This window comes from Streptomyces sp. PA03-1a (genome assembly GCF_033792805.1).
Classification (GTDB): Bacteria; Actinomycetota; Actinomycetes; order Streptomycetales; family Streptomycetaceae; genus Actinacidiphila.
This window is the reverse complement of record NZ_JARAVO010000056.1, coordinates 1-22044: the sequence shown is the minus strand read 5'-3', so window position 1 is coordinate 22044 and position 22044 is coordinate 1. Positions and strand designations below refer to the sequence as shown.

Genomic DNA, 22044 nt, shown 5'->3' with positions numbered 1-22044 from the left:
ACTTCGCCACGATGCGCAACGAACTCGGGCGGCACCGCACGGCCGTCCGTGCGAAATCTGGCCGGTCGGGCGCAGGAAGTCGCAGCGCTCAAGGCCGCCTGAGCACACCGTCCCCGACACCTTCTCGGTTGGCCCCATGGCGCGGGAAGCAGCCGTCGGATGCGGCGTTGCCGACGATCACGGCTTCGTCCCTAAGGGCACAGGAGCAGATCTAGGTCTGCAACGATGAGCCTATGGTCGCGGGAGCGTGAGCGGGACACGAGCAGGATCTGGGATCGGAGTACCGGCTGCGCTATCGCTACACGGGACTGCGACTGCTGCTCGAGCGAGGCGGCTGGTACTACGTCGTACCCATCGGTTGGGAACCCCGGACCGACCCGGTCTACGTACTCCGCGAGAGCGACAGCATATGGATCGGACTGATGCCAAGTGCCCTGCGGGCAAAGTGAAACCTAGTGTGAGGCGCCGTGCTGCCTTGGCGCACAGCATCACTGCGAGCCCAAGGCCCCGCACTCGCCGCGTGCATGCTCCGCTGAGGAGCGGTGCGCTGTTCTGGGACTGGGCAACGACGAGTAGCACCGCGGCTGACGCCGGCAACCGGCCCGCGGCACGGTGAGGATAGGCCCCTCCTGGGCCACCAGTCCTAGGAGCCTGTTGCGGCTGGTGACCACCCGCCGTGGCGCGGGAGATGCCCCATTTGGCGGCCACATGCGCGACTGGGCGTCCCACGCAGACACGCGCGACCAGCAGCCGCCTGCTGAACGGTCAGCCGGGCCATACGGTGAGACACGAAGACCTCCGTGTGCAGTCCTAGACAGCTCCACCACACCGGAGGTCTTCGACCCTGCATGGGGGTGGGACACCTGCGCCTCTGGGGGTTTGGATTCTAGAGAGCAAGGCCGCGAACGGGACGATCTGCCAAACATCCCGTTCGCGGCGCGCGATCTCTATTGATTCGAAGGGCGGCATCGCCCGATGCTGAAGTGCGGGGCCGCCTCCTTCGGTGCTGGATTGGGCGGCTGTGCCGGGCACCGACCGGTGCGCTGATCAGGACTGGAGGGACGGCAGCAAGATGCCCTGGCACCACTGGCGGAAATCGGTGGCGGTGGCGGAGGCGGGGTCGCAGGGTTCGGCATCGTAGATTCCGTTGTTCTGCGCGTTGACCATGTCGGCCATGTCCTGGGCCAGCGCCGGGCTCGCGCCGCGCTGCACCATGCGGGCCTGGAAGTCCGCGAGCGGGACCTGCTGATAGCGCACCGTGCGGCCCAAGGTCTCGGAGATGATCTCGGCCATGGCGGCGGGGGTCAGGCTGTCGGGGCTGACCAGTGGAACGCGGGCCTGTCCGCTCCAGGCGGTGTCCAGCAGGAGCGCTGCCGCCGTGGCAGCCACGTCCCGGGTGGCGACGGTCAACAGCGGCTGGTCCGCGGCGTTCGCCATGGAGAACACCCCCTGCTCTGTGATCGTCTGGGCCTGACGGAGCAGGTTCTCCATGAAGAACGGCAGTGCCAGGGCCCGGTACTGCACGCCGGTGCTCGCGATCAGCTCGTCCATGTCGAGCGCGGCCGACAGGAGTCCGGCTTCGTCCTGGTAGCCGTGGCCCAGGGAGGTGACGTGCACCATCCGTACGCCCCGGCTCGCGGCCTCCTGGGCTACTGCCCGAGCGAAGTCCAGGTAGTAGCGCCTGGCGGGGCCGGCGTCACGGAATCCGGCCGGGGGCACGAGCCAGAACAGCCGCTCAGCGCCTTCCAGTGCCTTCGCGATCGTGTCCGCGTCGGCGTGGGAGCCCGCCACCACCTCAACCTGCGTGCGCACGTGCTCCGGGAGGCGGGAGGGGTCGCGGACGATCACCCGGACCGGCTCACCGCTGTCCACAACGCGGTCCAGGACTTGCCGGCCGATGTCACCGGTCGGCGTAGTAATGGTGATCATGAATTGCCTCCATGCGTGGTGGTCGACGGCGCACCCAAGGGCGTCGGGCAGGTGCTCTCGAGTGAACCCGGAGCAACGCTGCAGGTGAAGGACCAACCTGGTCGCGATTGATACCCTGGGGATATGAATGATCTGGAGGTACGGCAGCTCCGGTACTTCGTCGCGGTCGCGGAGGAACTGCACTTCGGGCGCGCCGCCGCCCGGCTGGGCATGGCGCAGCCCCCGCTGTCCCGCACGATCCGGGACCTGGAACAGCAGCTCGGTGTGACGCTGTTCGAGCGGACCACCCGGCATGTGAAGCTCACTGTCGCCGGGGAGGTTCTGCTGCGCGACGCCAGAACCGCCCTGGAGGCGATCACCGCCGCCGCCCACCGTGCTCGGCACGCAGGCAGCACCTCGCCCCGGCTGCGCATCGCACTCAAGGCCGACATCGACGGTGGCCTGCTGCCACAGATCCTGGACGCCTACAGCACCGACCCCGCCGCCCTGCCCCCCGAACTGATCCTCGGAGGGTTCGGCGATCAGCCCAAGGCACTGCGCGATGGCCTGGCCGACGTGGCACTCGTGCTCTGCCCCATGGACGACCGCGGGCTGGACAGCGAGCCGCTGATCACCGAGCCAGTCCTGGTCGCCATGGCCGCCACCGACCCGCTGGCCGCCAGGACCCAGCTGTGCCTGGCGGACCTGGCCGGCCGGAAACTCCCCAGCGGTGCGCCAGCCGAGGCCGGCCGCGCCGAGCCGCGCCAGCCCGGGGCGACAAGGCCGGCCTCCAACTTGTCGGAGATCTTCAACCTCGTCGAAACGGGCAGCATCGTGTTCTTCGCACCTGCCTCGGTCGCCCAACGCAACCCGCGACCTGGGGTCGCCTACCGGCCGGTCAGCGACCTACCGAACTGCACACTGGCCATCGCGTGGCCCCAGGACGCCCGCTCCCCGGCCGTTGCCGCCCTCGTACGCGTCGCATGCACGATCGCAGCCACCCACCGCACACAAGCAGAGCCCCAGATGCAGAGCACGACCGCCTGAGGTCCACCGCCACTAAGAGGTCGTTTTGTCCCGTTGTTTTATCCCGTGATGCGGGCTTGGTGTGGTGATGTCGGGTCGCGCCAGGAGATGGTGCTCTCGCCGGTGAGGCGGCGGGCCATCAGGTCGGTCATGGCGAGGTGGATCATGGCTTCGGACCTGCCAGGGAGGGATTCGTAGTCGCGGGCCAGGCGGCGGTGGAGCATGAGCCAGCCGTACGTTCGCTCGACCGTCCAGCGTTTCGGGATGGGAGTGAATCCCCTGGCTCCGGGAGCACGTTGGACGATTTCGAGGTCGATTCCGAGGGTGGCGGCATGCTCGACGAAGTGCTTGCGGTAGCCGCCGTCGACCCAGACCTTGCGGATGGTGGGATGGGCCGCGGCCACCCGGTCGAGGAGAGTCTGACCTGCGGTGGAGTCCTGGACGCTGGCTGCGGTGACCAGGACCGCCAGCAGGAGACCGGGGGTGTCCGTGATGACGCTCCGCTTGCGGCCCAGCCCTTGCCTGCCGGCGACGCCATAGGGGCCGAGGCCCCGCGCCCCACCGCCATCTTCGCCTGCGCGGACGTCGTGCCATGGGTGTCCTCCACGCCGTCTGCGAAGCCGGACTCGAAGTCCCCGACGACATCTCCATCGCCGACTACGACAACACCACCTTCGCCACCCTCGGCCCCACCGCTTCCCCACCCAACTGACCCATCCCCCCGTCACCGTCATCTGCACCGGCCAGCGCGACGTGCTGGCTGCGCCATCCCATGATGGGGGTAACTCGCCCTCCGTCAGACTCGTCGGGCGTGGGAAGCGAGGCGATCGGCGAACGCGATGACGAGGTCGCGCAGTTCATGGGGGCGCTCGATGACGAACGGCCGGTCGAGGGTTGCGAGCACCCGAGGCAACCAGTCGAGCCGCTCCGCCCGTAGTTCGACGCGCAGCCAGCGCTCGGTCTCCGTGTCCTGGGCCGCCGCGGGCTCGGGGTGCTCCTCCAGGCTCGCGATGCCGGCGGGAAGGTGAGCACGGATCTGATCAACTGTCCCGTGGATCCGCAAGGTCACCTCATGCTGGTACTCGGCCGTGGCGAAGCCTGCCAACACGCGCTGCGCCGGATCGGGACCCACGGGCGCTTCGAAAGAGCCGGGCAGGGTGCGCACGTCTGCGATGCGGTCGAGCCGGAAGGTCCTGTCCTCGCCGATCCGGGCATCCACGCCCGTGACGTACCACCGGCCCGAATGGGCGACGATCCCGTGCGCGTGCAGCGTGCGTTCCCTGCGCCGTCCGTCGCGGTCGGCGTAGCGGATCGACAGCGGTCGGCGGTGGCGCACCGCGTCGGCGATGGCGAGCAGCACCGCAGCGTCCGGAGTCGCGAACTCGCCCGGCTGATCCGTGAAGGCGAGAGCCTCCAGGAGGGCGTCGAGCCGACGGGCGACGTGCCTGGGCAGCACCCGCCGGATCTTCGCCGATGCCGTCTCGTTCGCCGTGCGCTCCGTCGTGGTCAGCCCTGCGCGGCGCCCGGCGACCAGGCCGAGCAGTACGGCCAGCGCCTCGTCGTCGCTGAGCATGAGCGGAGGCAGGCGGTACCCGGGGGCGAGCCGGTACCCGCCGTAGCGGCCGCGCACCGATTCCACGGGCACGTTCAGGTCGATCAGCTGGTCCACGTATCGCCGCACAGTGCGCCCTTCGACGCCGAGCCGGTCGGCCAGTTCCGCCACCGTCCGGGTGCCGCCCGACTGCAGCAGCTCCAGGAGTGTCAGCACGCGGCCGGTAGGGCGAGACATGGTCACAGTCTATGGTCTATACAGGACCGATTCTGTCCACTATTTCTCCTAGCCTGCCGAGTGCACGCCCTTCAGCACAGCCAAGGAGATCCCGTGGATTTCGTCTCCATCCGCATCATCACCAGCGACGTGGCCCGCCTCGTCGAGTTCTACGAGCGAGCCACAGGGGCGCGGGCGACGTGGGCCACCGCGGACTTCGCCGAGCTCGAGACCGCGGGCGCCACTCTCGCGATCGCCGGCACCCGCACCGTCCCGATGTTCGCCCCCGGCTCTGCCCGACCGGCGGACAACCACAGCGTGATCACCGAGTTCCTCGTCGACGACGTGGACCGCGTTCACCAGAACCTGACCGACTTCGTCACCGACTTCGTCAGCGGGCCCACCACGATGCCCTGGGGCAACCGGTCACTGCTGTTCCGCGACCCCGACGGCAACCTCGTCAACTTCTTCACCCCCGTCACCCCAGCGGCCATCGAGAAGTTCGCACGTTGATGCCAGGCACAGCCGCTCACGCGCCGCTGAGCCCCGAAGGATGACTGCGCTCGTGCCTGCGGATTGACGCCGGACGTCCGATCGCACACCCACCCCGAGGCCTTCGCTGAGCCGGACCACAGCGGACCGTGGCATCAGGAGCCGGGCTGACCAGGGCTCGCGGCGATCTCAGCGGTCCATGCTTTTGTCCAGTTCTTCAAGGTGTTCGGGCCTCATGGTGATCGTCGCGGCCGCCGCCGAATTCCGCACGGTTTCCGGCCGGGTCGCCCCGGAGACCGCAATGAGGGACGGGGACCGGGCGAGCAGCCAGCGAGGGCGATCTGTGCGGTGGTGGCGTCATAGTGCGCCGCCAGCTCTTCGAGTACGCGAGCGCGCCGTGGACTTGAGGTGGCCATGCCTCGCAGTGGGGAGTAGGCGAGGAAAGCGAGCCTGGGCCCACGTCTCGCCCGAGGTAATGATCACGGTCGCCTAGCCAGTACGCAAGCCCCTGTCGGCACCGGCGTCAGACCGACGTCCAGCACGTACACCCGCATGTTGTCCATCGGGCCGGTGACCGGGCCGGCACGAGGAGTGCAGCGACCGCCCGTCCTCCGCCGCTTGTGTGTTCCGGGTCGGTGCCCGGCTCAGTCCCTGTCGGCGTTGCCCGGAAGCCGAGCACGGCTTCCGGGCATCGCGTTCGTGCCGTCATCAGTTGCTACGGGTCAGCCTGAGAGTCACCATCTGGAAGGGTCGCAGCAGGAGTTCTACGGCGCCGTCGACCAACTCCGGGCTAGCCACGCTGGGCAGCGGCCGCTCCAGCAGGTCGGTCGCGGTGACTTCGGCCGCCGTGAAGTCCGGCCGCAGCCGCGTGGTCGCCCTCCCGCCCCGCGACTCGTACACCCGCACAATCACATCGCCGCTCTCGTCGTCCGCGAGCTTGACCGCGCTCACGACCACCGCGTCGTTGTCCAGGACGACCAGAGGCTCGACCGCTGCTGTGCCCGGCACGCGGCGCTCGGGGAGGTTGATGCCGTAGCCCTCGGCGACCGCGTCGCCGATCGAGGCCCCGGGCACCAGGGCGTGCCGGAAGCGGTGCACCCCCTGGTCGGTCTCCGGGTCGGGGAAGCGCGGCGCGCGCAGCAGCGAGACCCGCACAGTGGTGGTGGTCCCGCCGTCCTCGTTACGCACGGTGCGCGTCACGTCGTGCCCGTAGGTGGAGTCGTTGACCAGGGCGACCCCCCAGCCCGGCTCCTCGACGTGGACGAAACGGTGGTTGCACGCCTCGAATTTGGCCGCGTCCCAGCTGGTGTTGGTGTGGGTGGACCGGAAGACGTGTCCGAACTGAGTCTCGGAGGCGTATCGCTCGGCGTGCACGTCCAGCGGGAAGGCGGCCTTGAGGAACTTCTCCGTCTCCTGCCAGTCCACCTCCGTGTCGATGTCGAGGCGCTTGGCGCCCGGAGCCAAGGACAGCAGCTGGGTGACCGAGGAGGAGCCGAAGCGGCGCACCACGCGTACCGACGCGGTGCCGTCGCCGGCCGGGGCCATCTCCTCCAGGTCGGTCAGGTCGGTGACGGTGTTGCGGTAGAACTCGTCGACGTCCCAGGCATCCCACTGGTTGGGGAAGTCGGGGTGGAGCTGCAGCAGGTTGGCCGCCGTTCCTGGGGCCACGGCCTCGCGACGTGCGCTGAGGTCGAACGCGGAGACGACCAGGCCGCGCCCGTCGATCTCCACCCGGAGCAGGCCGTTGTCGAGGACGAATCCGCCGCCGTCGCGGGGAAGCGGTGCCGTGGCCGCAGCCGGGGCCACGGGGGCGGCGGCGCCGGCGGGCACGCCGGCACGGGTGTGCGGCGCAGCGTTGAAGACCAGTTCGCCGCCCGTGGCCGGGCCCGCGAGGGCACGCTGCGCGGCGTCGATGATGCCGAGCAGTTCCTCGGCGACGGCGGCGTACGTGGCGCGGGCCTCGCGGTGTACCCAGGCGATCGACGAGCCGGGCAGGATGTCGTGGAACTGGTGCAGCAGCACCGTCTTCCAGAGCCGGTCCAGCTGCTCGTAGGGGTAGCTGAAGCCGGTCCGCACGGCGGCGGTGGCCGCCCACAGTTCGGCCTCGCGCAGCAGGTGTTCGCTGCGCCGGTTGCCCTGCTTGGTCTGGGCCTGGCTGGTCAGCGTGGCACGGTGCAGTTCGAGGTAGAGCTCGCCCACCCACACCGGCGGGTCGGGGTACTCGGTCTCGGCCTTGGTGAAGAACTCGCGGGGCGTCTCCCAGTGGACCGTCGCAGAGCCGTCGAGGTCGCGCATCCGGGCGGCCTTGGCGATCATCTCGCGGGTGGTGCCGCCGCCCCCGTCTCCCCAGCCGGTCGGCGCGAGGGAGTGCCGGGCCCTGCCCTTCTCCTTGAAGTTCCGCGCGGCGTGCGCGATCTCGCTGCCCTTCATCGAGCAGTTGTAGGTGTCGACGGGCGGGAAGTGGGTGAAGATCCGCGTGCCGTCGATTCCTTCCCAGGTGAAGGTGTGGTGCGGGAACTTGTTGATGGTGCTCCAGGAGATCTTCTGGGTGAGCAGCCACTTCGACCCGGCGGCCTTGATGATCTGAGGGAGGCCGGCGGCGAAGCCGAAGGTGTCGGGCAGCCACGCCTCCTCGTTCTCGATGCCGAATTCCTCGAGGAAGAAGCGCTTGCCGTGAACGAACTGGCGGGCCATCGCCTCGGAGCCGGGCATGTTGGTGTCGGACTCCACCCACATGCCACCCGCCGGCACGAAGCGTCCCTCCGCGACGGCCTTCTTGACCTTCGCGTACACCTCGGGGCGGTGCTCCTTGATCCACGCGTACTGCTGGGCCTGGGACATGGTGTAGATGAAGTCGCCCTCGTCCTCGAGCAGGGCGGTCATGTTGGACGTGGTACGGGCGACCTTCCGCACGGTCTCGCGCAGCGGCCACAGCCAGGCGGAGTCGATGTGCGCGTGCCCGACCGCGCTGATGCGGTGCGCGGTGGGCCGGGCGGGTACGGCGAGGACGCCGGCCAGCCGCTCGCGGGCGGCGGCCGCGGTGCTGTTGACGTCCTGCAGGTCGATGGCGTCCAGGGCGCGGCTGATGGCGCGCAGGATGTCGTGGCGGCGGTCGGAGTCCTCGGGGAGCTCTGCCATGAGCTCGCCGAGCACCTCCAGGTCCTGCACCAGCTCCCAGACGGTCTCGTCGAGAACGGCCAGGTCCATGCGGGTCAGGGTGTACTGGGGGTCGTTGCCCGCGGTGTCCTTGTCGCCGAGCTGGGTCGGCAGGAAGGGGTGGTAGTCGAGCAGGACCGGGTTGGAGGCAGCCTCGATGTGGAGCAGCACCTGCTCACCGCCGCTGGCGGGGGAGGCGATCCGGACCCACTGGTTGCGGGGGTTGAGACCCTTCACCGGGGTGCCGTCGGGCCGGTAGACCAGGCCCTCGCACTGGAACCCGGGCATGTTCTCGTCGAAGCCGAGGTCCAGGACCACCTCGACGGTCCGCCCGGCCCACGCCTCTGGCACGGTGCCTGAGACACGGAACCAGCTGGTGCCCCAGGGGGCGCCCCAGCGATCGCCGACGGCGATCGGCTCTGCGGGGGCGGTCAGGCCCTCGGCAACGGGTACCGGCTCTCCCGGGGCGGTCCACACGGCGACCTCGAGCGGTGTCGAGTCCGGGTAGAGGGCGGGACGGATGCGTTCGTCGAGGACGCGCTTGAGGCGGGCTTCGACCAGCTTGCGGTCGTCGTGCATTGGGATGGCTCCTGTGCGGGTGGTGCGGAAGGAGTGACGTCAGGTAGGAGTGCCGCGGGTCAGTGCACCTGGTCGGGCCGGACGACTTCGGTGATGCCGCGTGCGGCAAGGTGGGCGGCGTCGTCTGCGCGGGAGGCGAGCACGGCGGCGGGGCGGACACCGTCGGCGGTGAGTCGGACGAACGCCTCGTAGAACGCGCCTCCGGGCGCGCACACGGAGCGGTCGGGGGCCGCATCGTCGTCGCCGACGTTGACGGCGAGCGCGGTGGTCCGGGGGGCGGGCCGGCGCGGTTCGGCGCGGCGCTCCCCCACGATCCTCCGGATGGCCTCGCCGGCCGGCTTGACCTTGCCCTCGTTGGTCAGCAGGCCGAGGGAGTACTCGAGTTCGGGGAAGTCGGCGAGGTCTCGGGAGACATCGTGCGAGCACCACCAGGTGATGCCCCATACGTCTTCGCAGTCCAGGGCGTTCGCGACGGTGGCCTCGGTGAAGTCGGCGGCGTGTTCGGCGGGTATCAGGGGTGCGGGCGCGCCAACCTCCTGGAGCCAGACCGGGCGGTGCGGGTCGCCGGCCCATGCCTTGGACAGCTCGATGAGGTAGGCGGCGTGGTGTTCGGTGGCCGTTCCGGTGCGGCCGTGCCGCTGGGCCGTGCCGTTGAAGACCCATGAGTGCACTGCGGTCATCGCCCCCAGGTTCGCCGCGTGCGCGGGGGTGAAGGGGTGCCCGTCCAGGTACCAGGCGGCGTCGTAGGCGGCGTGCAGGTGCTGCCTGCCGGGGGCGGCGTCCTCGCACGCGGCGAGCACGGTCCGCAGCCAGGCGGCGGCCTGGGCCGGGGTGATCGGGTCGGGGTCCGGATGGGGCGGCCCGGAGAATTGGTTGATCTCGTTGCCGATGGTCATGCCGATGAAGTTGGGCAGGCTGTCCAGGGCGGCGGCCAGCGTGCTCAGGTAGGCGGTCTGGCCGGCGACGACGTCGGGGTCGGTGAAAATGTTGCGCCGGTGCCAGGTCTGGGTCCAGGAGGGCAGGAAGTCGAAGCTGGACAGGTGCCCCTGCAGTCCGTCCACGTTGACGTCGAGGCCCCGTTCGCCGGCGGCCTGTGCGAGCGCGACGAGCTGCTCGACGGCCCGGGGCCGGATCAGGGAGCGGTTGGGCTGGAAGACCGGCCACAGCGGGAAGACCCGGACGTGGTCCAGGCCGAGGTCCGCGATCGCGTCGAGGTCCCTGCGCACGGCATCGAGGTCGAAGTCGAGCCAGTGGTGGAACCAGCCCTGGCTGGGCGTGTAGTTGGCGCCGAAGCGCGGTCCTTGGGCGGGCATCGGGTGTCCTGACTCTCGTGGGGCCCTGTTCCGCCGGGGGCGGAGCAGTGGGATGGGGCGGTGCCGGTGTGCTGGGCGGGGTCGTACGGTCAGCCCTTGACGGCTCCCTCCCCGACGCCGCGGAAGAAGTACCGCTGCAGGGCGCCGAAGAGCACGATCAGGGGGGCCACCGCGATGATGGTCCCGGCGGCCACCAGGCGTTCGTCGTTGGCGAAGGTGCCGTGCAGGTAGTTCAGGCCGACCGTCAGGGTGTACTTCGAGGGGTCGCTCAGCACCACCAGGGGCCACAGGAAGTCGTCCCAGGCGCCCATGAAGGCGAAGATCGCCACGACGGCCAGGGTGCCCCGCGCGGATGGCAGGGCGATGCTCCAGAAGCGTTGCCAGACGTTGGCGCCGTCCATGTATGCGGCTTCCTCCACCTCGTTGGGCAGGTTGCGGAAGGCGTTGCGCATCAGCAACACGTTCAGCGCGCCGACGGAGCCGGGGAGCAATACGCCGATCAAGGTGTTGTTCAGGCCGAGGTCGCGTACGAAGGTGAACTGGGCGATGATCAGGCCCTCCACGGGCACCAGCATCGCCAGCACGAACGCCAGGAGGACCGCGCGCCGTCCGCGGTGCTGAAGCCGGGCCAGGGCGTAACCCGCGAGCGCCGCGCCGACGCAGTTGGTGACGACGCTGGACACCGCCACGGTCAGTGAGTTGAGCGCGTAGTCCCACACCGGGATGGTCTCGGAGACGCGCCCGAAGTTGTGCAGGGTGGGCTGCTGCGGCAGGAACGAAGGGGGCGTACTGAAGATGTCCTCGTGCGGGCCCTTCAGCGATGTCGACAGCTGCCACAGGAACGGTCCCACGCTGATGGCGAGGACGGCGAGCAGCAGCAGGTAGCGCAGTACGAGCTCGGGGACCCGCACGCGGCGGCCGTCGGCGTCCAGCACTCCGCGTCGCGGCCGGCGACCGGCGGCCGGCGTGGTGGCGGGAGCGTTGGGGGTGTCGGTGGCGCTGGTCACGCGTCCTCCTTCCGGTCGGCGCGCAGGGTCAGCAGCATCAGCGCGACCACCACCACGAAGATGACGACGGAGATGGCCGAGGAGTACCCGACCCGCCCGGTCAGTCCGGTGCCGGTGCGCTGGACGAGCATCACCAGCGTGGTGTCCTCGCCTGCGGGGCCGCCGTTCGGCCCGGCGAGGACGTACACCTCGGTGAAGACCTTGAAGGCGGAGACCGCGGAGAGTGCCGCGACCAGCACCATCGTGGAGCGGACGGCCGGAACGGTGACGGTGAGGAAGCGGCGCAGGGCTCCCGCGCCGTCGACCGCGGCCGCCTCGTGCAGCTCGCGCGGGACGTCGGCGAGCGCCGCCAAGTAGATGATCATGTAGTAGCCCAGACCCTTCCAGATCGTCAGGGCCATGGCGCTCAGCAGCAGGGTCCACTGCTCGCCCAGGAAGTTGACCGGGCTCCCGCCCACCGCCGTGACGATGGAGTTGAGCAGGCCGCGGTCGTCGAGCAACCACACCCAGATCAGGCCGACCACGACCACCGAGGCGACGACAGGCGTGTAGAAGGCGGCGCGAAAGAAGGCGATACCGGGGATGCGGCGCTGTACGAGCAGGGCCAGCAGCAGCGGCAGGACCACCAGCGCCGGGACCACGCCCGCCACGTACAGGGAGCTGTTGCGCAGCCCGATCCAGAACGCGTCGTCGTGGACCAGGGCCCGGTAGTTCTCGAACCCGACGAAGCTGCCGCCGACGAGCGTCCGGCGGTCGGTCAGCGAGTTGTACAAGGTGCTGCAGAACGGCCAGAGGCTGAACGCGCACACCACGATCAGGCCCGGCGCGGCGAACAGCCACGGACTCCACCAGCGGTGGCGGCGGATCCCGCGGGGGCGCGGCCGGCCGGAGCCGGAGCTCCGGACGGCCGTTGCCCGCGGACCGCCGGCGATCGTGCCAGGGGCGGTCGAGGACGTCATGGCGTATCCCGGTCAGCTCTGGGCGAGGAGCTGGTTGGCTTCCTTGACAGCGTTGTCAAGCGCTTCCTTGGGGCTCTCCTTGCCCTGCAGCGCCTTGGCCACCTGGTTGCCGAGGGCGGTCTTCATCTGGTCGCTGAACTGCACCGGGGTGTAGTTCACGGCGTTGGCGAGGGAGCTGGCCGCCGCGATCCGCACCCGGGTCTCGTCCGTGCCGTCCTCCTTCGTGAAGTACGGGTCCTTCAGAGCTCCGGCCGTGCTCGGGAAGATCGCGACCTGCTTGGCGAAGGCCATCTGCCGTGTGTTGTCGGTGACGAAGTGGGCGAAGGCGATGGCGGCAGCCTTCTGCTTGGCCTTGGAGTTCACCATCATGCTCTGCACGTAGACGTTGACCTTGCCGGTGTTGGTTATCTGGTCGGTGATCCCGATGTTCTTGTAGAGCGTCGGCGCCTGTGTCTTGAAGTTCTTGAGGTCCAGCGCGCTACCGGGGTTCATGGCGACCGCGCCGGTGAGGAACTTGTGGCCGGCCGACTCGGGGGTGGCGGTCAGAGCCTGCGGGTCCAGTGCGTGCGCGTCGTACAGCTTCTTGTAGTGCGTGAGCAGTTCAACGCCCTTGGCGTCGTTGAAGGTGAACGCGGTGCCGTCCTTGTTGACCAGCTGGGCCCCGTAACGGCCGAAGTCCTCGATGGTGGGCACGTTGGACAGGGTGGCCACCTTGCCCTTGCTGTTCTCGGAGATGGCAAGGGCGTCGGCGAACAGGTCGTCGTAGGTCTTCGGCGGCTTCTCCGGATCCAGCCCGGCCTCCTTGAACAGCGCCTTGTTGTAGAACAGCGGACCGGTGTTGAGATACCACGGGAAGGCGTAGGTGCCCTCCAGGCCCGGGACTACGTCGGCGGACCAGGCACCGGGAAGGTACTCGGACTTGTACTCCGCCGCGTCCTTGTCGAGGTCCAGGGCCAGACCGGCCTTGGCGAGCGGCGCCAGCAAGTCGGGGGTGACGTTGACGACGTCGGGGAGGGTCCCACCGGACGCGTCGGCACTGAGCTTCTCCGCATAGCCGTCGGCCGGCTGGTCGACCCACTTGACGTGAGTGCCCGGGTACTTCTTCTCGAAGTCGGCGATGACGCCGTCGAAGTAGCCCGCGAAGTTGGCCTTCAGGTTCCAGGTCTGGAAGGTGATCGTGCCCGTCACCTTGCCTGACGAGTCGGTGGACGCATCTCCCCCGCCGCTCCCGCAGGCGGCGAGGGAGAACGTCGCGGCGGCGACGACGGCGGTGGCTACCGCCTTGTAGGAGGAACGCACGGTGGACGGCTCCTTTGCTCGGACCTTGCGCGTGGATGACGCCCCGGGGCTGGGCCGGCCGGGTGCGCACGTGGAGGAGACCATTCCAGCCGTCGCGGGGAAAGTCAACGAATTCCCTGAAGGTTTCTTCCTGGTCGATGCATATGAGCAGGTCAGAGCGAGTGTGAGAGGCGTCTTGCGCTCGCAACTAATGCGCTTTAGGGCAAGTTCGCTGAAGCGCTTTAGTTCCGTCCGTCCACCCTGGTCGGAGAAACATGCGCGGGGCCGTACGATGTGTGCTCACATGCACGGAAGGGGACCACTCGCGGTGGCAGACGAGCAGCAGGCCAGAGGCGGGGCCGATGCGCCGGGGCACGGCCGTCCGGCCGGGCGCCGCCGTCCCACGATCAAGAACATCGCCCAGCGGGCGGGGGTGTCCGAGAGCGCTGCTTCGTTCGCGCTCAACGGCCGTCCCGGCGTCTCCGAGGCAACGCGCGACCGTGTGCGCCGCGTCGCCGAGCAGCTCGGCTGGCGACCCAGCGCCGCGGCACGGGCCCTGTCCGGCGAAGGGGCGGCGACGGTGGGCCTCGTACTGGCCCGGCCCGCCGAGACCCTGGGCGTCGACTCGTTCTTCCTGCAACTGGTCTCGGGCATCCAGGAGGTGCTGGCCCCGCGTCATCTGGGCCTGCTGCTCCAGGTAGTGGAGGACACCGAAGCCGAGTGCGGTGTCTACCGTCGCTGGTGGGCCGAGCACCGCGTCGACGGGGTACTGGTCGTCGACCCGCGCACTGACGATCCGCGCCCAGCCCTGCTCGATGAACTCGGCCTCCCCGGCGTGGTGATCGGCGCCCTTCCCGAGTCCGACCCCGGTGCGCACCGCCGTCTGTCACAGGTGCGGGTCGAGGACGCGCAGGCCATGGCCGCCGTGGTCGGCCGTCTGCACGCCCTTGGCCACCGGCGCATCGCCCACGTCGCGGGTCTTCCGACCCTGGCTCACACCGCTCGCCGCATCGAGTCGCTCACGAAGGAGGCGGCCCGGCAAGGGCTGGATGCGGCACGGTCCGTGGTGACGGACTACTCTGACGCAGAGGGCGCCGCCGCCACACGCCGGATGCTACAGGAGCCCGATCCGCCTACGGCGATCATCTATGACAACGACGTGATGGCGGCAGCGGGCTGGGGGGCGGCTGTCGGCCTGGGCCGTGACGTGCCCGACGACGTCTCCATCGTCTCCTGGGAGGACTCGGCTGTGTGCCGCCTGGTCCAGCCATGGCTGACCGCACTGTCCCGCGACGCGGTGGCCTTCGGCCGGACCGCGGCCGAGGAACTGACCGCCCTCCTCGACGGCGGCGTGGCCCGCGATGTGACTCTGCCGCTCCCCCAGCTCATCGAACGCGGCAGCACCGCCGCACCGTCCGGCACCTAAGCAAGGGGGCGTCCGCAACTTGACTCCCTTGCGCAGCCGGCCCGGGACGCGGGCGGGTGCCCCTACGGCGCAGTGGCTTTTTGACCGGAGAACAGCCAGGTCAACGTGACCGGGCGGACCAGTTCGAAGGGGGGCCCAGAATGCAGTCTCGCACGTGTCAAGGACTCATCGGGGGTCCCGCACGGCTCACCCGGATGAAGGTGAGGCCCAGTGCTTTGCGCTCCATGCTGGCTGCGTACAGCGGGGTCTCGAGCTGGTTGTGGGCGACGACTGCGATCTGGCGTTGGGCGGCCACATCTGAAAGTTCAGGTCCTGCTGGGTGAGCATGCCAGGTCTGGCCGGTGCTGCCGCAGGTGGCGAGGGTGAGCTGGGTGCCGTTGGTGGCGCTGGCCGACGGGTCGGCCAGGCACCTGGTGTTCTCGGCGTTGCTGACCAGGGTGCCGTTGGTGGTGACCTTCCACTTCTGGGTCGCATCGGTGTTGCAGGTGTCGATAACGATCAGCGCGCCGGCGGCGGTGGAGTTGGCGTTGGTGTCCAGGCGCAGGCCGAGGACCTTGACGGTGCTGTCGGTTCCGATGGTCCATTTCTGGGCCGTGGAGGTGCTGCTGCAGGTGTCGATCTGGACCGTTCCGGGAGTGGTGGCGCCGCCGGTGTCGTCGATGCATTTGGTGCCGCCGCCGGTGAGGGTGAAGCCGGTGACGAGGGGACCGGTGACGCTGGCCTTCCGGCTCATGGTGTTGCCCGCGTTCCTGTTGGGTGTGTACCCGGTGTCGAGGTAGCTGGGGGTCTGGGTGGCGGTACCGGTGGCGGGATTGCTGGTCGGGGTGACGCCAGCATGCTTGGGCAGCGTCGCGGCGACGGTTCCGTCCGTACCGGGGTGTGCCGTGGTCTGGGTGGTGTCGGCGAGGGCGTTGCCGGTGGTGTCGTGGTTGACGGCACCGGTGCGGTCGCCGAGGAGGTCGTAGGTGTAGGTCTGCCAATAGGGAGCAGGACCACCGACGGTGGTGGTCTTGACGGGTGGTCTGGACTGCTGCGGTGGTCAGCCTCCGACGCTGCCGACGGCCGCGTGCTGGGGTTGGTGATGCCTGCGGTGTCGGTCCAGGCGGCGGTCGGCCGCTGGAAGGAGTCGTAGGTGAAGCACTGGGCACTGAGCGACACAGGCCGCGCAGGTACAGACTCCACCGTTCAAGGGCGGTCCCATCGATGCAGCCCGTTTTCGGCAACGGATGTACCGAAAGTAAGGGTATGCCTGCCTTATGGTGATCTGAGGGGTCGCGCACACAAGCCGTGACGCACACCGGAAGCTCTGGAGGTGCAAGCGGTGAGGCGATGGCGGGCTCTGATCATCCTCGGTACCGCCCAGTTCCTGATGGTGCTCGACACCTCGGTCATGAACGTCTCGATCAGCCAGTTGGTAGAGGACTTCAACACCGAAGTCACCTCGATTCAGGCCGTCATCACCCTCTACACCCTGGTCATGGCAGCCCTCATGATCACAGGTGGGAAAGTCGGGGACATGCTCGGACGCCGCAAGGTGTTCGGCATCGGACTGATCGTGTACGCCACGGGCTCCGCCCTCACCGCTGTGGCCCCGGTCCTATGGGTGCTCACCGTCGGCTGGTCCGTGATCGAAGGACTCGGCGCGGCGCTGGTCCTCCCGGCGCTTGCCGCCCTCGTGGCCGGAACCTACCAGGGCCGGGACCGGGCCGTCGCCTACGGGGTCGTCGGCGGCCTGGCCGGAGCCGGCATCGCAGTCGGGCCTTTGGTCGGTGGTTGGGTCACCACCTACCTGACCTGGCGTCTGGTCTTCGCTGCCGAGGTCGTGCTGGTGGTGGCCATCCTCTTGGGCATGCGCTGGATCGAGGATCAACCCCACCGCGGCTCCAGACCGCATCTCGACAAGGTCGGGGCCGTGCTGTCCGCCGTCGGCCTGGCCCTGGTGGTACTGGGTGTCCTGCAAAGCAGAAACTGGGGCTGGCTGCGGCCCCGCAACTCCCCCGTGACCGTCTTCGGCTTCTCCCTCACCTTCTTCGTCATCGCTGCAGGCGCCGTCGTGCTGTGGTTCTTCCGGTTGTGGGAGCGACGGCAGGAGGCTCAAGAGCATGAGCCCCTCGTACGCTTCTCGCTGTTCGGCGTGCCCACTCTGCGGGCCGGCCTTGCTGCGTTGCTCAGTCAGAACCTCATCCTGCTGGGCCTGTTCTTCGTCATCCCTTTGTACCTCCAGATCGTGCAGGGCCTCAGTGCCTTCGAGACCGGGCTGCGGCTACTACCTGTGTCGATCAGCATGCTCGTGGTCTCCATGAGCGGCCCCCTGCTCGGCCGTTTCGCCTCGCCCCGCACAGTGGTCCGTACGGCCCTGCTGATTCTCATCGCAGCGATTCTCGGGCTGCTGGCCGTCATCACTCCGTCCCTCAACGATCTTTCGTTCGCCTGGGCGATGGCCTTGCTGGGCACGGGTATGGGCCTGCTCGCCTCCCAGCTCGGCAACGTCGTCCAATCCAGCGTCGGCGAGTCGGAACGCAGCGAGGTCGGCGGTCTCCAGTACACCGCTCAAAACCTGGGATCCTCCCTGGGAACCGCCCTCATCGGCTCGCTTCTCATCGGAGCACTCGTGCACGTGTTCACAACCCGGATCGAAGACAACCCGCAGATCTCCAGCGCAGCACGTCAACAGGTCGGCATCACCATCGAGGCGGGCGTCAGCTTCGTCGGCACCAACCAGGTACGAGCCGCGGCAGAGCGCACAGGCCTGCCCAAGCCCGAGACCGACGCCCTCGTGGCCGAGTACGCCGAGGCACAGCTCGGCAGCCTCAAAGCCGCCGTCCTCGCCACCGCCGGCATCGCGCTCGCCAGTTTCCCGTCCACCCGGCACCTGCCGACAGACCGGCTCCGCAAGCCCTCGCCCAGCTGAGGGCTTCGATCCAGGACGGATCACAACAAGAGCCCCGGCCTGGCCACGCCCGCTCGATCCTTGCTGATGGCCTCATGTCGCGGGACGATCCCGCACGGCTGGCCCTGCTTCACCCTGCTGCGGCACCGGCCCCAGCCGTCGGCGCAGGGCGATGACACAGCACATGATGCCTCACGGGGAGAAGAGGGGATGGTTCTGCCGCGGGGAGGCGGTTCAGCGGGCAAGGGCGAGGACGCCGAGAGCGCCGCCTTGTTCGTCGACGACAGGCAGGGCATCGAGCCGGCGGTAGCGCATGGCGTGCTCGGCTTCGGCCATCGTGGTCACGGGCGAGGTGAACGGCCCGCGGTCGCCGAGGATGTCGCGCAGCTGGACCCGGTCGGTGTAGGCGGAGCTGTCACGAACGGCGGTGAGCTGGGCCTGGGTGACCAGTCCGGTGCACAGGCCGTCGTTGTCGCAGATGAGCAGGTGCCCGACGCGGGCACTGGCCATGACGGACAGGGCCACCTCGACGGTCATGTCGTCACAGACCTGCGGTCCGGCGGTGTCCATGGCGTCGGCCACCGTCTTGTGCACGGGGGTGGCACTCGCCGAGCCGGGCTGCATCTGGACCAGCGTCAAAAGGTGCCTCCTGCAGAGATGGGTCAGTTTCCTGATCACGTGGTGCTCAGGCCGCCGCGTCAAAGGCGGACTGCCGCACGCTCACGCGGCGGGCACCCGAAGCGGGACTGCGTCGACCGCGGGAGGCCGCACTGCGCTTGCGCCGCTCGGGCGCCGGCGCGGTGATGGTGACGGGGATGCCGGAGGGGGTCTGGGCGCCGGTGATCCGGTTGAGGGCTTCATCGCCGGAGCGGACCTGGGTGGTCTGGGGCACGATGCCGGCGGCGGCCATGAGGCGGGTCATGTCGCGGCGCTGGTTGGGGGTGACCAGGGTGACGACGCTGCCGGACTCGCCCGCGCGGGCCGTACGGCCGCCGCGGTGGAGGTAGTCCTTGTGGTCGGTGGGCGGGTCCACGTTGACGACGAGGTCGAGGTTGTCGACGTGGATGCCGCGGGCCGCGACGTTCGTGGCGACCAGCACGGTGACGTGCCCGGTCTTGAACTGGGCGAGGGTGCGGGTGCGCTGCGGCTGTGACTTCCCGCCGTGCAGGGCGGCCGCCCGTACTCCGCTGTTGAGTAGGTCCTGGGTGAGTCGGTCCACGGCGTGCTTGGTGTCCAGGAACATGATCACCCGGCCCTCGCGCGCCGCGATCTCCGTCGTCATCCGGTGCTTGTCGGTGCCGTGCACGTGCAGGACGTGGTGTTCCATCGTGGTGACCGCGCCGGCGGACGGGTCGACGGAGTGGACGACGGGGTCGGTGAGGTAGCGGCGGACCAGGAGGTCGACGTTGCGGTCCAAGGTCGCGGAGAACAGCATGCGCTGGCCCTCGGGGCGTACCTGGTCCAGGAGTGCGGTGACCTGCGGCATGAAGCCCATGTCGGCCATCTGATCGGCCTCGTCGAGGACGGTGATCGCGACCTGGTTCAGCCGGCAGTCGCCGCGGTCGATGAGGTCCTTGAGCCGTCCGGGGGTGGCCACGACGACTTCGGTGCCACCCCGCAGCGCGCCCGCCTGCTTGCCGATCGGCATCCCGCCGACGACGGTGGCCAGGCTCAGCTTCACCGCTCTGGCGTAGGGGGTGAGGGCATCGGTCACCTGCTGAGCGAGTTCCCGGGTGGGGACCAGGATCAGGGCCAGCGGCTGGCGGGGTTCGGCGCGCTGTCCGGCCGTTCGGGCCAGTAGGGCCAGGCCGAAGGCGAGGGTCTTGCCGGAGCCGGTCCGGCCGCGGCCCAGGACGTCGCGGCCCGCGAGGGTGTTCGGCAGGGTCGCGCCCTGGATCGGGAACGGCACCGCCACACCCTGCGCGGTGAGCGCGGCCAGCAGCTCCCGGGGCATGTCGAGGTCGGCGAACGCCTCGACGGCGAGCAGTGCGGGGGTGATCGTTTTCGGCAGGGCGAACTCGCCCTGGACGGCTGCGGGCCGGCGGCCGTAGCCGCCCGAGCGGCTCGGACCCCCGGAACGGCTCGGGGCGGACGGACCGAAGCGGCTGCCCCGAACCGAACCGGCGGCGGAACCGAAAGCGGGGCCGCCGGTGCGGCGGCGGGTGCGGGAGGAGCGGTCGTTCGTACGCGTGGGGTTCATTCAGAACCTTCCTTGATACGGCACGTATCAAGGAATTCCCGCAGCGGGAGAGCAGCGCGGGGAATCACAAGAACGGGCCTAAATGGAATGCGAAAGCGCATCTGGCCTGCGGTAGCTCCAGTGCGGGGTGCAGGCGATGAAATGGTGACTTCCACGTGGGCGTGAACCCAGTACGTCGACGGGTGCAGCTCCGAAGAGGTCCGCATCGGCGGGCGGGGGTTGTCCCACAGGTGACACCACTGTGGGACATGCCCGCGACTGGTGCCCGCACCCCGAGGGGTTCGGGCATCAGCTACAAAACGGGCGCCGGCGTCAGGCGGGAACGATGTTCTCGGCCGTCGGGCCCTTTGGGCTCTGCGCGATGTCGTAGGTGACCTTCTGGCCTTCGCGCAGCTCGCCAATGCCCTGAGCGGCGATGTTCGAGAAGTGGGCGAACACGTCAGCGCCGCCACTGTCCTGCTCGATGAAGCCGAAACCCTTTGCCGCGTTGAACCACTTCACGGTGCCAGACGCCATGCCAAATCTCCTTTGGGGCAGTACACCAGCATCCGCACTGTACGGACACCGTGTCGCCGCGACGACGCCCCGCCCGGAAAATAACCGGTATATAAAAACGCCTCCAGTGGCTGAAAATACTCACGGAGGTGCTTGAAGTTTTGGGAACCGCGACTGCAACTGAGGTCGACAGTAGCATGCCGTATCGGCCCGCGTACGCTGAATAACTTCACTCTGTTCATTGCGGGTAAAACTCTCCCCGCGCTACGCGCTAAATCCTCGCTTCGCGGTCATAGATACTGGCCTGCCGGGAGCGCGAAGTTAAGGAAGATGGTTGCCCTTCGCCACTCGAGGTCTTGCCTGCCGTGCCCCCGATCACGCCCCGACCTCGGGTGGCTGAGCACGGGAGGAGGGGCTGGGCCTCGCCGAGGCAGTCATGTGACTGCCAGGACGATGGCCGTGTAGTGCGCGGTGAAGGCGGCGATGGTAAGGGCGTGGAAGACCTCGTGGAAGCCGAACCAGGCCGGTGAAGGGTCAGGGCGCTTGAGTCCGTACACGACGGCGCCCGCGGTGTAGAGCAGGCCACCGGCGATGACGAGTACGACCACCGCGGTGCCGCCGGTGCGCGCGAAGTCGGGCAGGTAGAAGACGGCCACCCAGCCCAGCACGAGGTAGCACGGGGTGTACAGCCACCGGGGAGCCCCGATCCACAGCATGCGGAAGGCGATGCCGGCCAAGGCGCCTGCCCACACCACGGCCAGCAGCACCAGTTGCTGGGCTGCGGGCAGCAGCAGTACCGCCAACGGGGTGTACGTGCCGGCGATGATCAGGAAGATGTTCGCGTGGTCCAGCCGGCGCAGGACCGCCTCCCCACGGGGCCCCCAGGTTCCGCGGTGGTAGACCGCGCTGGTAGCGAACAGCAAGCAGGCCGACAGCGCGTACACCGAGCAGGCCGCAACTGCCGCGGCCGAGCGCGAAACGGCGATCAGGACGATGCCGCCGACCAGAGCGAGGGGGAACACGCCGGCGTGCAGCCAGCCGCGCATCCTCGGCTTCAGCGCAGCCGCCGCGCGCTCCACCCCGCCTTCAAGGCCGGCGGCGCTCTGCCCGGCAGTCAGCCGGCCGGTTGCGCCAACAGGCGCATCAACCACCGGGATGTGGAGGACTTCTGGCGTGGCGCCGGGGCGAGGCTGGGACTCCCGCCCGTGTGCCGGCGGCTGAGTATCTTCGGCGATCATGCACTCACATTCTGAAGTCGGCGGAAGAATGCGCGGCCCGGCACGTCGCCCCGGACTGCGGGGTCAGCGGCCCAGGGCGGCTTCGCCAGGCACCCTGGGGCGGGCACATCGAAGGCATCAAGGCCTTGATGACCTGGAACGAATCTATTTGCGGGTCAGGTGTCGGGCCGGGATGCGGCGCGGCGGTATTCGGCGTTGATGCGCTGCGCCTCTGCGAGCTGGTCTTCGAGAATGACGATGCGGCAGGCGGCCTCGATGGGCATCCCCTGGTCGACAAGTTCCCGGGCGCGGGCGGCGATGCGCAACTGG

17 protein-coding genes and 3 pseudogenes are annotated in these 22044 nt (G+C 69.0%); 5 read left to right on the top strand and 15 right to left on the bottom strand.

Features of this window, described 5'->3' with window-relative positions; translation table 11 throughout:
* Window positions 1-588: 588 nt before the first annotated feature.
* Both PV341_RS15080 and PV341_RS15075 read right to left on the bottom strand, forming a co-directional pair.
* Window positions 589-790 (bottom strand): annotated as a pseudogene (locus tag PV341_RS15080) (IS481 family transposase); the annotation flags it as partial.
* Between the two features lie 257 nt (window positions 791-1047).
* Window positions 1048-1929 carry an NmrA family NAD(P)-binding protein gene (locus PV341_RS15075; RefSeq protein ID WP_500331067.1) on the bottom strand — a complete coding sequence of 294 codons (882 nt, stop codon included), beginning with the start codon at window positions 1927-1929 and terminating at the stop codon, window positions 1048-1050.
* Window positions 1930-2052: 123 nt separating this feature from the next.
* Between PV341_RS15075 and PV341_RS15070 the strand changes: the two genes are divergently transcribed.
* The gene (locus PV341_RS15070; RefSeq protein ID WP_500331068.1) at window positions 2053-2955 is read left to right on the top strand and encodes a LysR family transcriptional regulator; all 903 of its coding nucleotides are present in this window, start codon (window positions 2053-2055) and stop codon (window positions 2953-2955) included.
* A gap of 38 nt (window positions 2956-2993) precedes the next feature.
* Here the strand turns inward: PV341_RS15070 and PV341_RS15065 are convergent.
* Window positions 2994-3464 (bottom strand): annotated as a pseudogene (locus tag PV341_RS15065) (transposase); the annotation flags it as partial.
* 62 nt (window positions 3465-3526) lie between these two features.
* Here PV341_RS15065 and PV341_RS15060 point away from each other — a divergent pair.
* Window positions 3527-3646 carry a substrate-binding domain-containing protein gene (locus PV341_RS15060; protein ID WP_500331070.1) on the top strand — a complete coding sequence of 40 codons (120 nt, stop codon included), beginning with the start codon at window positions 3527-3529 and terminating at the stop codon, window positions 3644-3646.
* Window positions 3647-3730: 84 nt separating this feature from the next.
* Here the strand turns inward: PV341_RS15060 and PV341_RS15055 are convergent, their stop codons facing one another.
* Window positions 3731-4723, bottom strand: coding sequence for a helix-turn-helix transcriptional regulator (locus PV341_RS15055; protein ID WP_500331072.1), 993 nt, complete (start codon window positions 4721-4723; stop codon window positions 3731-3733).
* A gap of 93 nt (window positions 4724-4816) precedes the next feature.
* Between PV341_RS15055 and PV341_RS15050 the strand changes: the two genes are divergently transcribed.
* Window positions 4817-5215, top strand: coding sequence for a VOC family protein (locus tag PV341_RS15050; RefSeq protein WP_500331074.1), 399 nt, complete (start codon window positions 4817-4819; stop codon window positions 5213-5215).
* 687 nt (window positions 5216-5902) lie between these two features.
* On the opposite strand, the gene PV341_RS15045 is transcribed toward PV341_RS15050, so the two are convergent.
* The 5 genes from PV341_RS15045 to PV341_RS15025 all read right to left on the bottom strand — a co-directional run bounded on the left by PV341_RS15045 (window position 5903) and on the right by PV341_RS15025 (window position 13507).
* The gene (locus PV341_RS15045) at window positions 5903-8929 is read right to left on the bottom strand and encodes an alpha-mannosidase (RefSeq protein WP_500331075.1); all 3027 of its coding nucleotides are present in this window, start codon (window positions 8927-8929) and stop codon (window positions 5903-5905) included.
* A gap of 59 nt (window positions 8930-8988) precedes the next feature.
* Window positions 8989-10242 (bottom strand): glycoside hydrolase 5 family protein, encoded by a 1254-nt coding sequence (locus PV341_RS15040; RefSeq protein WP_500358048.1) that lies wholly within the window; start codon window positions 10240-10242, stop codon window positions 8989-8991.
* Window positions 10243-10331: 89 nt separating this feature from the next.
* Window positions 10332-11249 (bottom strand): carbohydrate ABC transporter permease, encoded by a 918-nt coding sequence (locus PV341_RS15035; RefSeq protein WP_500331079.1) that lies wholly within the window; start codon window positions 11247-11249, stop codon window positions 10332-10334.
* Window positions 11246-12208 carry a carbohydrate ABC transporter permease gene (locus PV341_RS15030; RefSeq protein ID WP_500331080.1) on the bottom strand — a complete coding sequence of 321 codons (963 nt, stop codon included), beginning with the start codon at window positions 12206-12208 and terminating at the stop codon, window positions 11246-11248. Before PV341_RS15030 ends, PV341_RS15035 begins: the two co-directional genes overlap by 4 nt.
* Before the next feature lie 12 nt (window positions 12209-12220).
* Complete coding sequence (locus PV341_RS15025; RefSeq protein WP_500331082.1) at window positions 12221-13507, bottom strand: ABC transporter substrate-binding protein; 1287 nt, start codon at window positions 13505-13507, stop codon at window positions 12221-12223.
* A 385-nt stretch (window positions 13508-13892) separates the two neighbouring features.
* On the opposite strand from PV341_RS15025, the gene PV341_RS15020 reads away from it, so the two are divergent.
* The gene (locus PV341_RS15020; protein WP_500331099.1) at window positions 13893-14912 is read left to right on the top strand and encodes a LacI family DNA-binding transcriptional regulator; all 1020 of its coding nucleotides are present in this window, start codon (window positions 13893-13895) and stop codon (window positions 14910-14912) included.
* 157 nt (window positions 14913-15069) lie between these two features.
* Here the strand turns inward: PV341_RS15020 and PV341_RS15015 are convergent, their stop codons facing one another.
* The gene (locus PV341_RS15015) at window positions 15070-15645 is read right to left on the bottom strand and encodes a ricin-type beta-trefoil lectin domain protein (RefSeq protein ID WP_500358046.1); all 576 of its coding nucleotides are present in this window, start codon (window positions 15643-15645) and stop codon (window positions 15070-15072) included.
* A gap of 588 nt (window positions 15646-16233) precedes the next feature.
* Here PV341_RS15015 and PV341_RS15010 point away from each other — a divergent pair.
* Window positions 16234-17823, top strand: a complete 1590-nt coding sequence (locus PV341_RS15010; RefSeq protein WP_500358058.1) for an MFS transporter — start codon at window positions 16234-16236, stop codon at window positions 17821-17823.
* 213 nt (window positions 17824-18036) lie between these two features.
* Here PV341_RS15010 and PV341_RS15005 read toward each other — a convergent pair whose 3' ends face one another.
* The 5 genes and pseudogenes from PV341_RS15005 to PV341_RS14985 form a co-directional block, all read right to left on the bottom strand.
* Window positions 18037-18441 carry a CBS domain-containing protein gene (locus PV341_RS15005; protein ID WP_500331086.1) on the bottom strand — a complete coding sequence of 135 codons (405 nt, stop codon included), beginning with the start codon at window positions 18439-18441 and terminating at the stop codon, window positions 18037-18039.
* A 46-nt stretch (window positions 18442-18487) separates the two neighbouring features.
* Window positions 18488-20002, bottom strand: coding sequence for a DEAD/DEAH box helicase (locus tag PV341_RS15000; protein ID WP_500331088.1), 1515 nt, complete (start codon window positions 20000-20002; stop codon window positions 18488-18490).
* A 312-nt stretch (window positions 20003-20314) separates the two neighbouring features.
* On the bottom strand, window positions 20315-20518 hold the full coding sequence (locus PV341_RS14995) for a cold-shock protein (RefSeq protein WP_326569993.1): 204 nt from the start codon (window positions 20516-20518) through the stop codon (window positions 20315-20317).
* 413 nt (window positions 20519-20931) lie between these two features.
* Window positions 20932-21735, bottom strand: a complete 804-nt coding sequence (trhA, locus tag PV341_RS14990; RefSeq protein WP_500358044.1) for a PAQR family membrane homeostasis protein TrhA — start codon at window positions 21733-21735, stop codon at window positions 20932-20934.
* 155 nt (window positions 21736-21890) lie between these two features.
* Window positions 21891-22044: pseudogene (locus PV341_RS14985) on the bottom strand (MerR family transcriptional regulator); the annotation flags it as partial.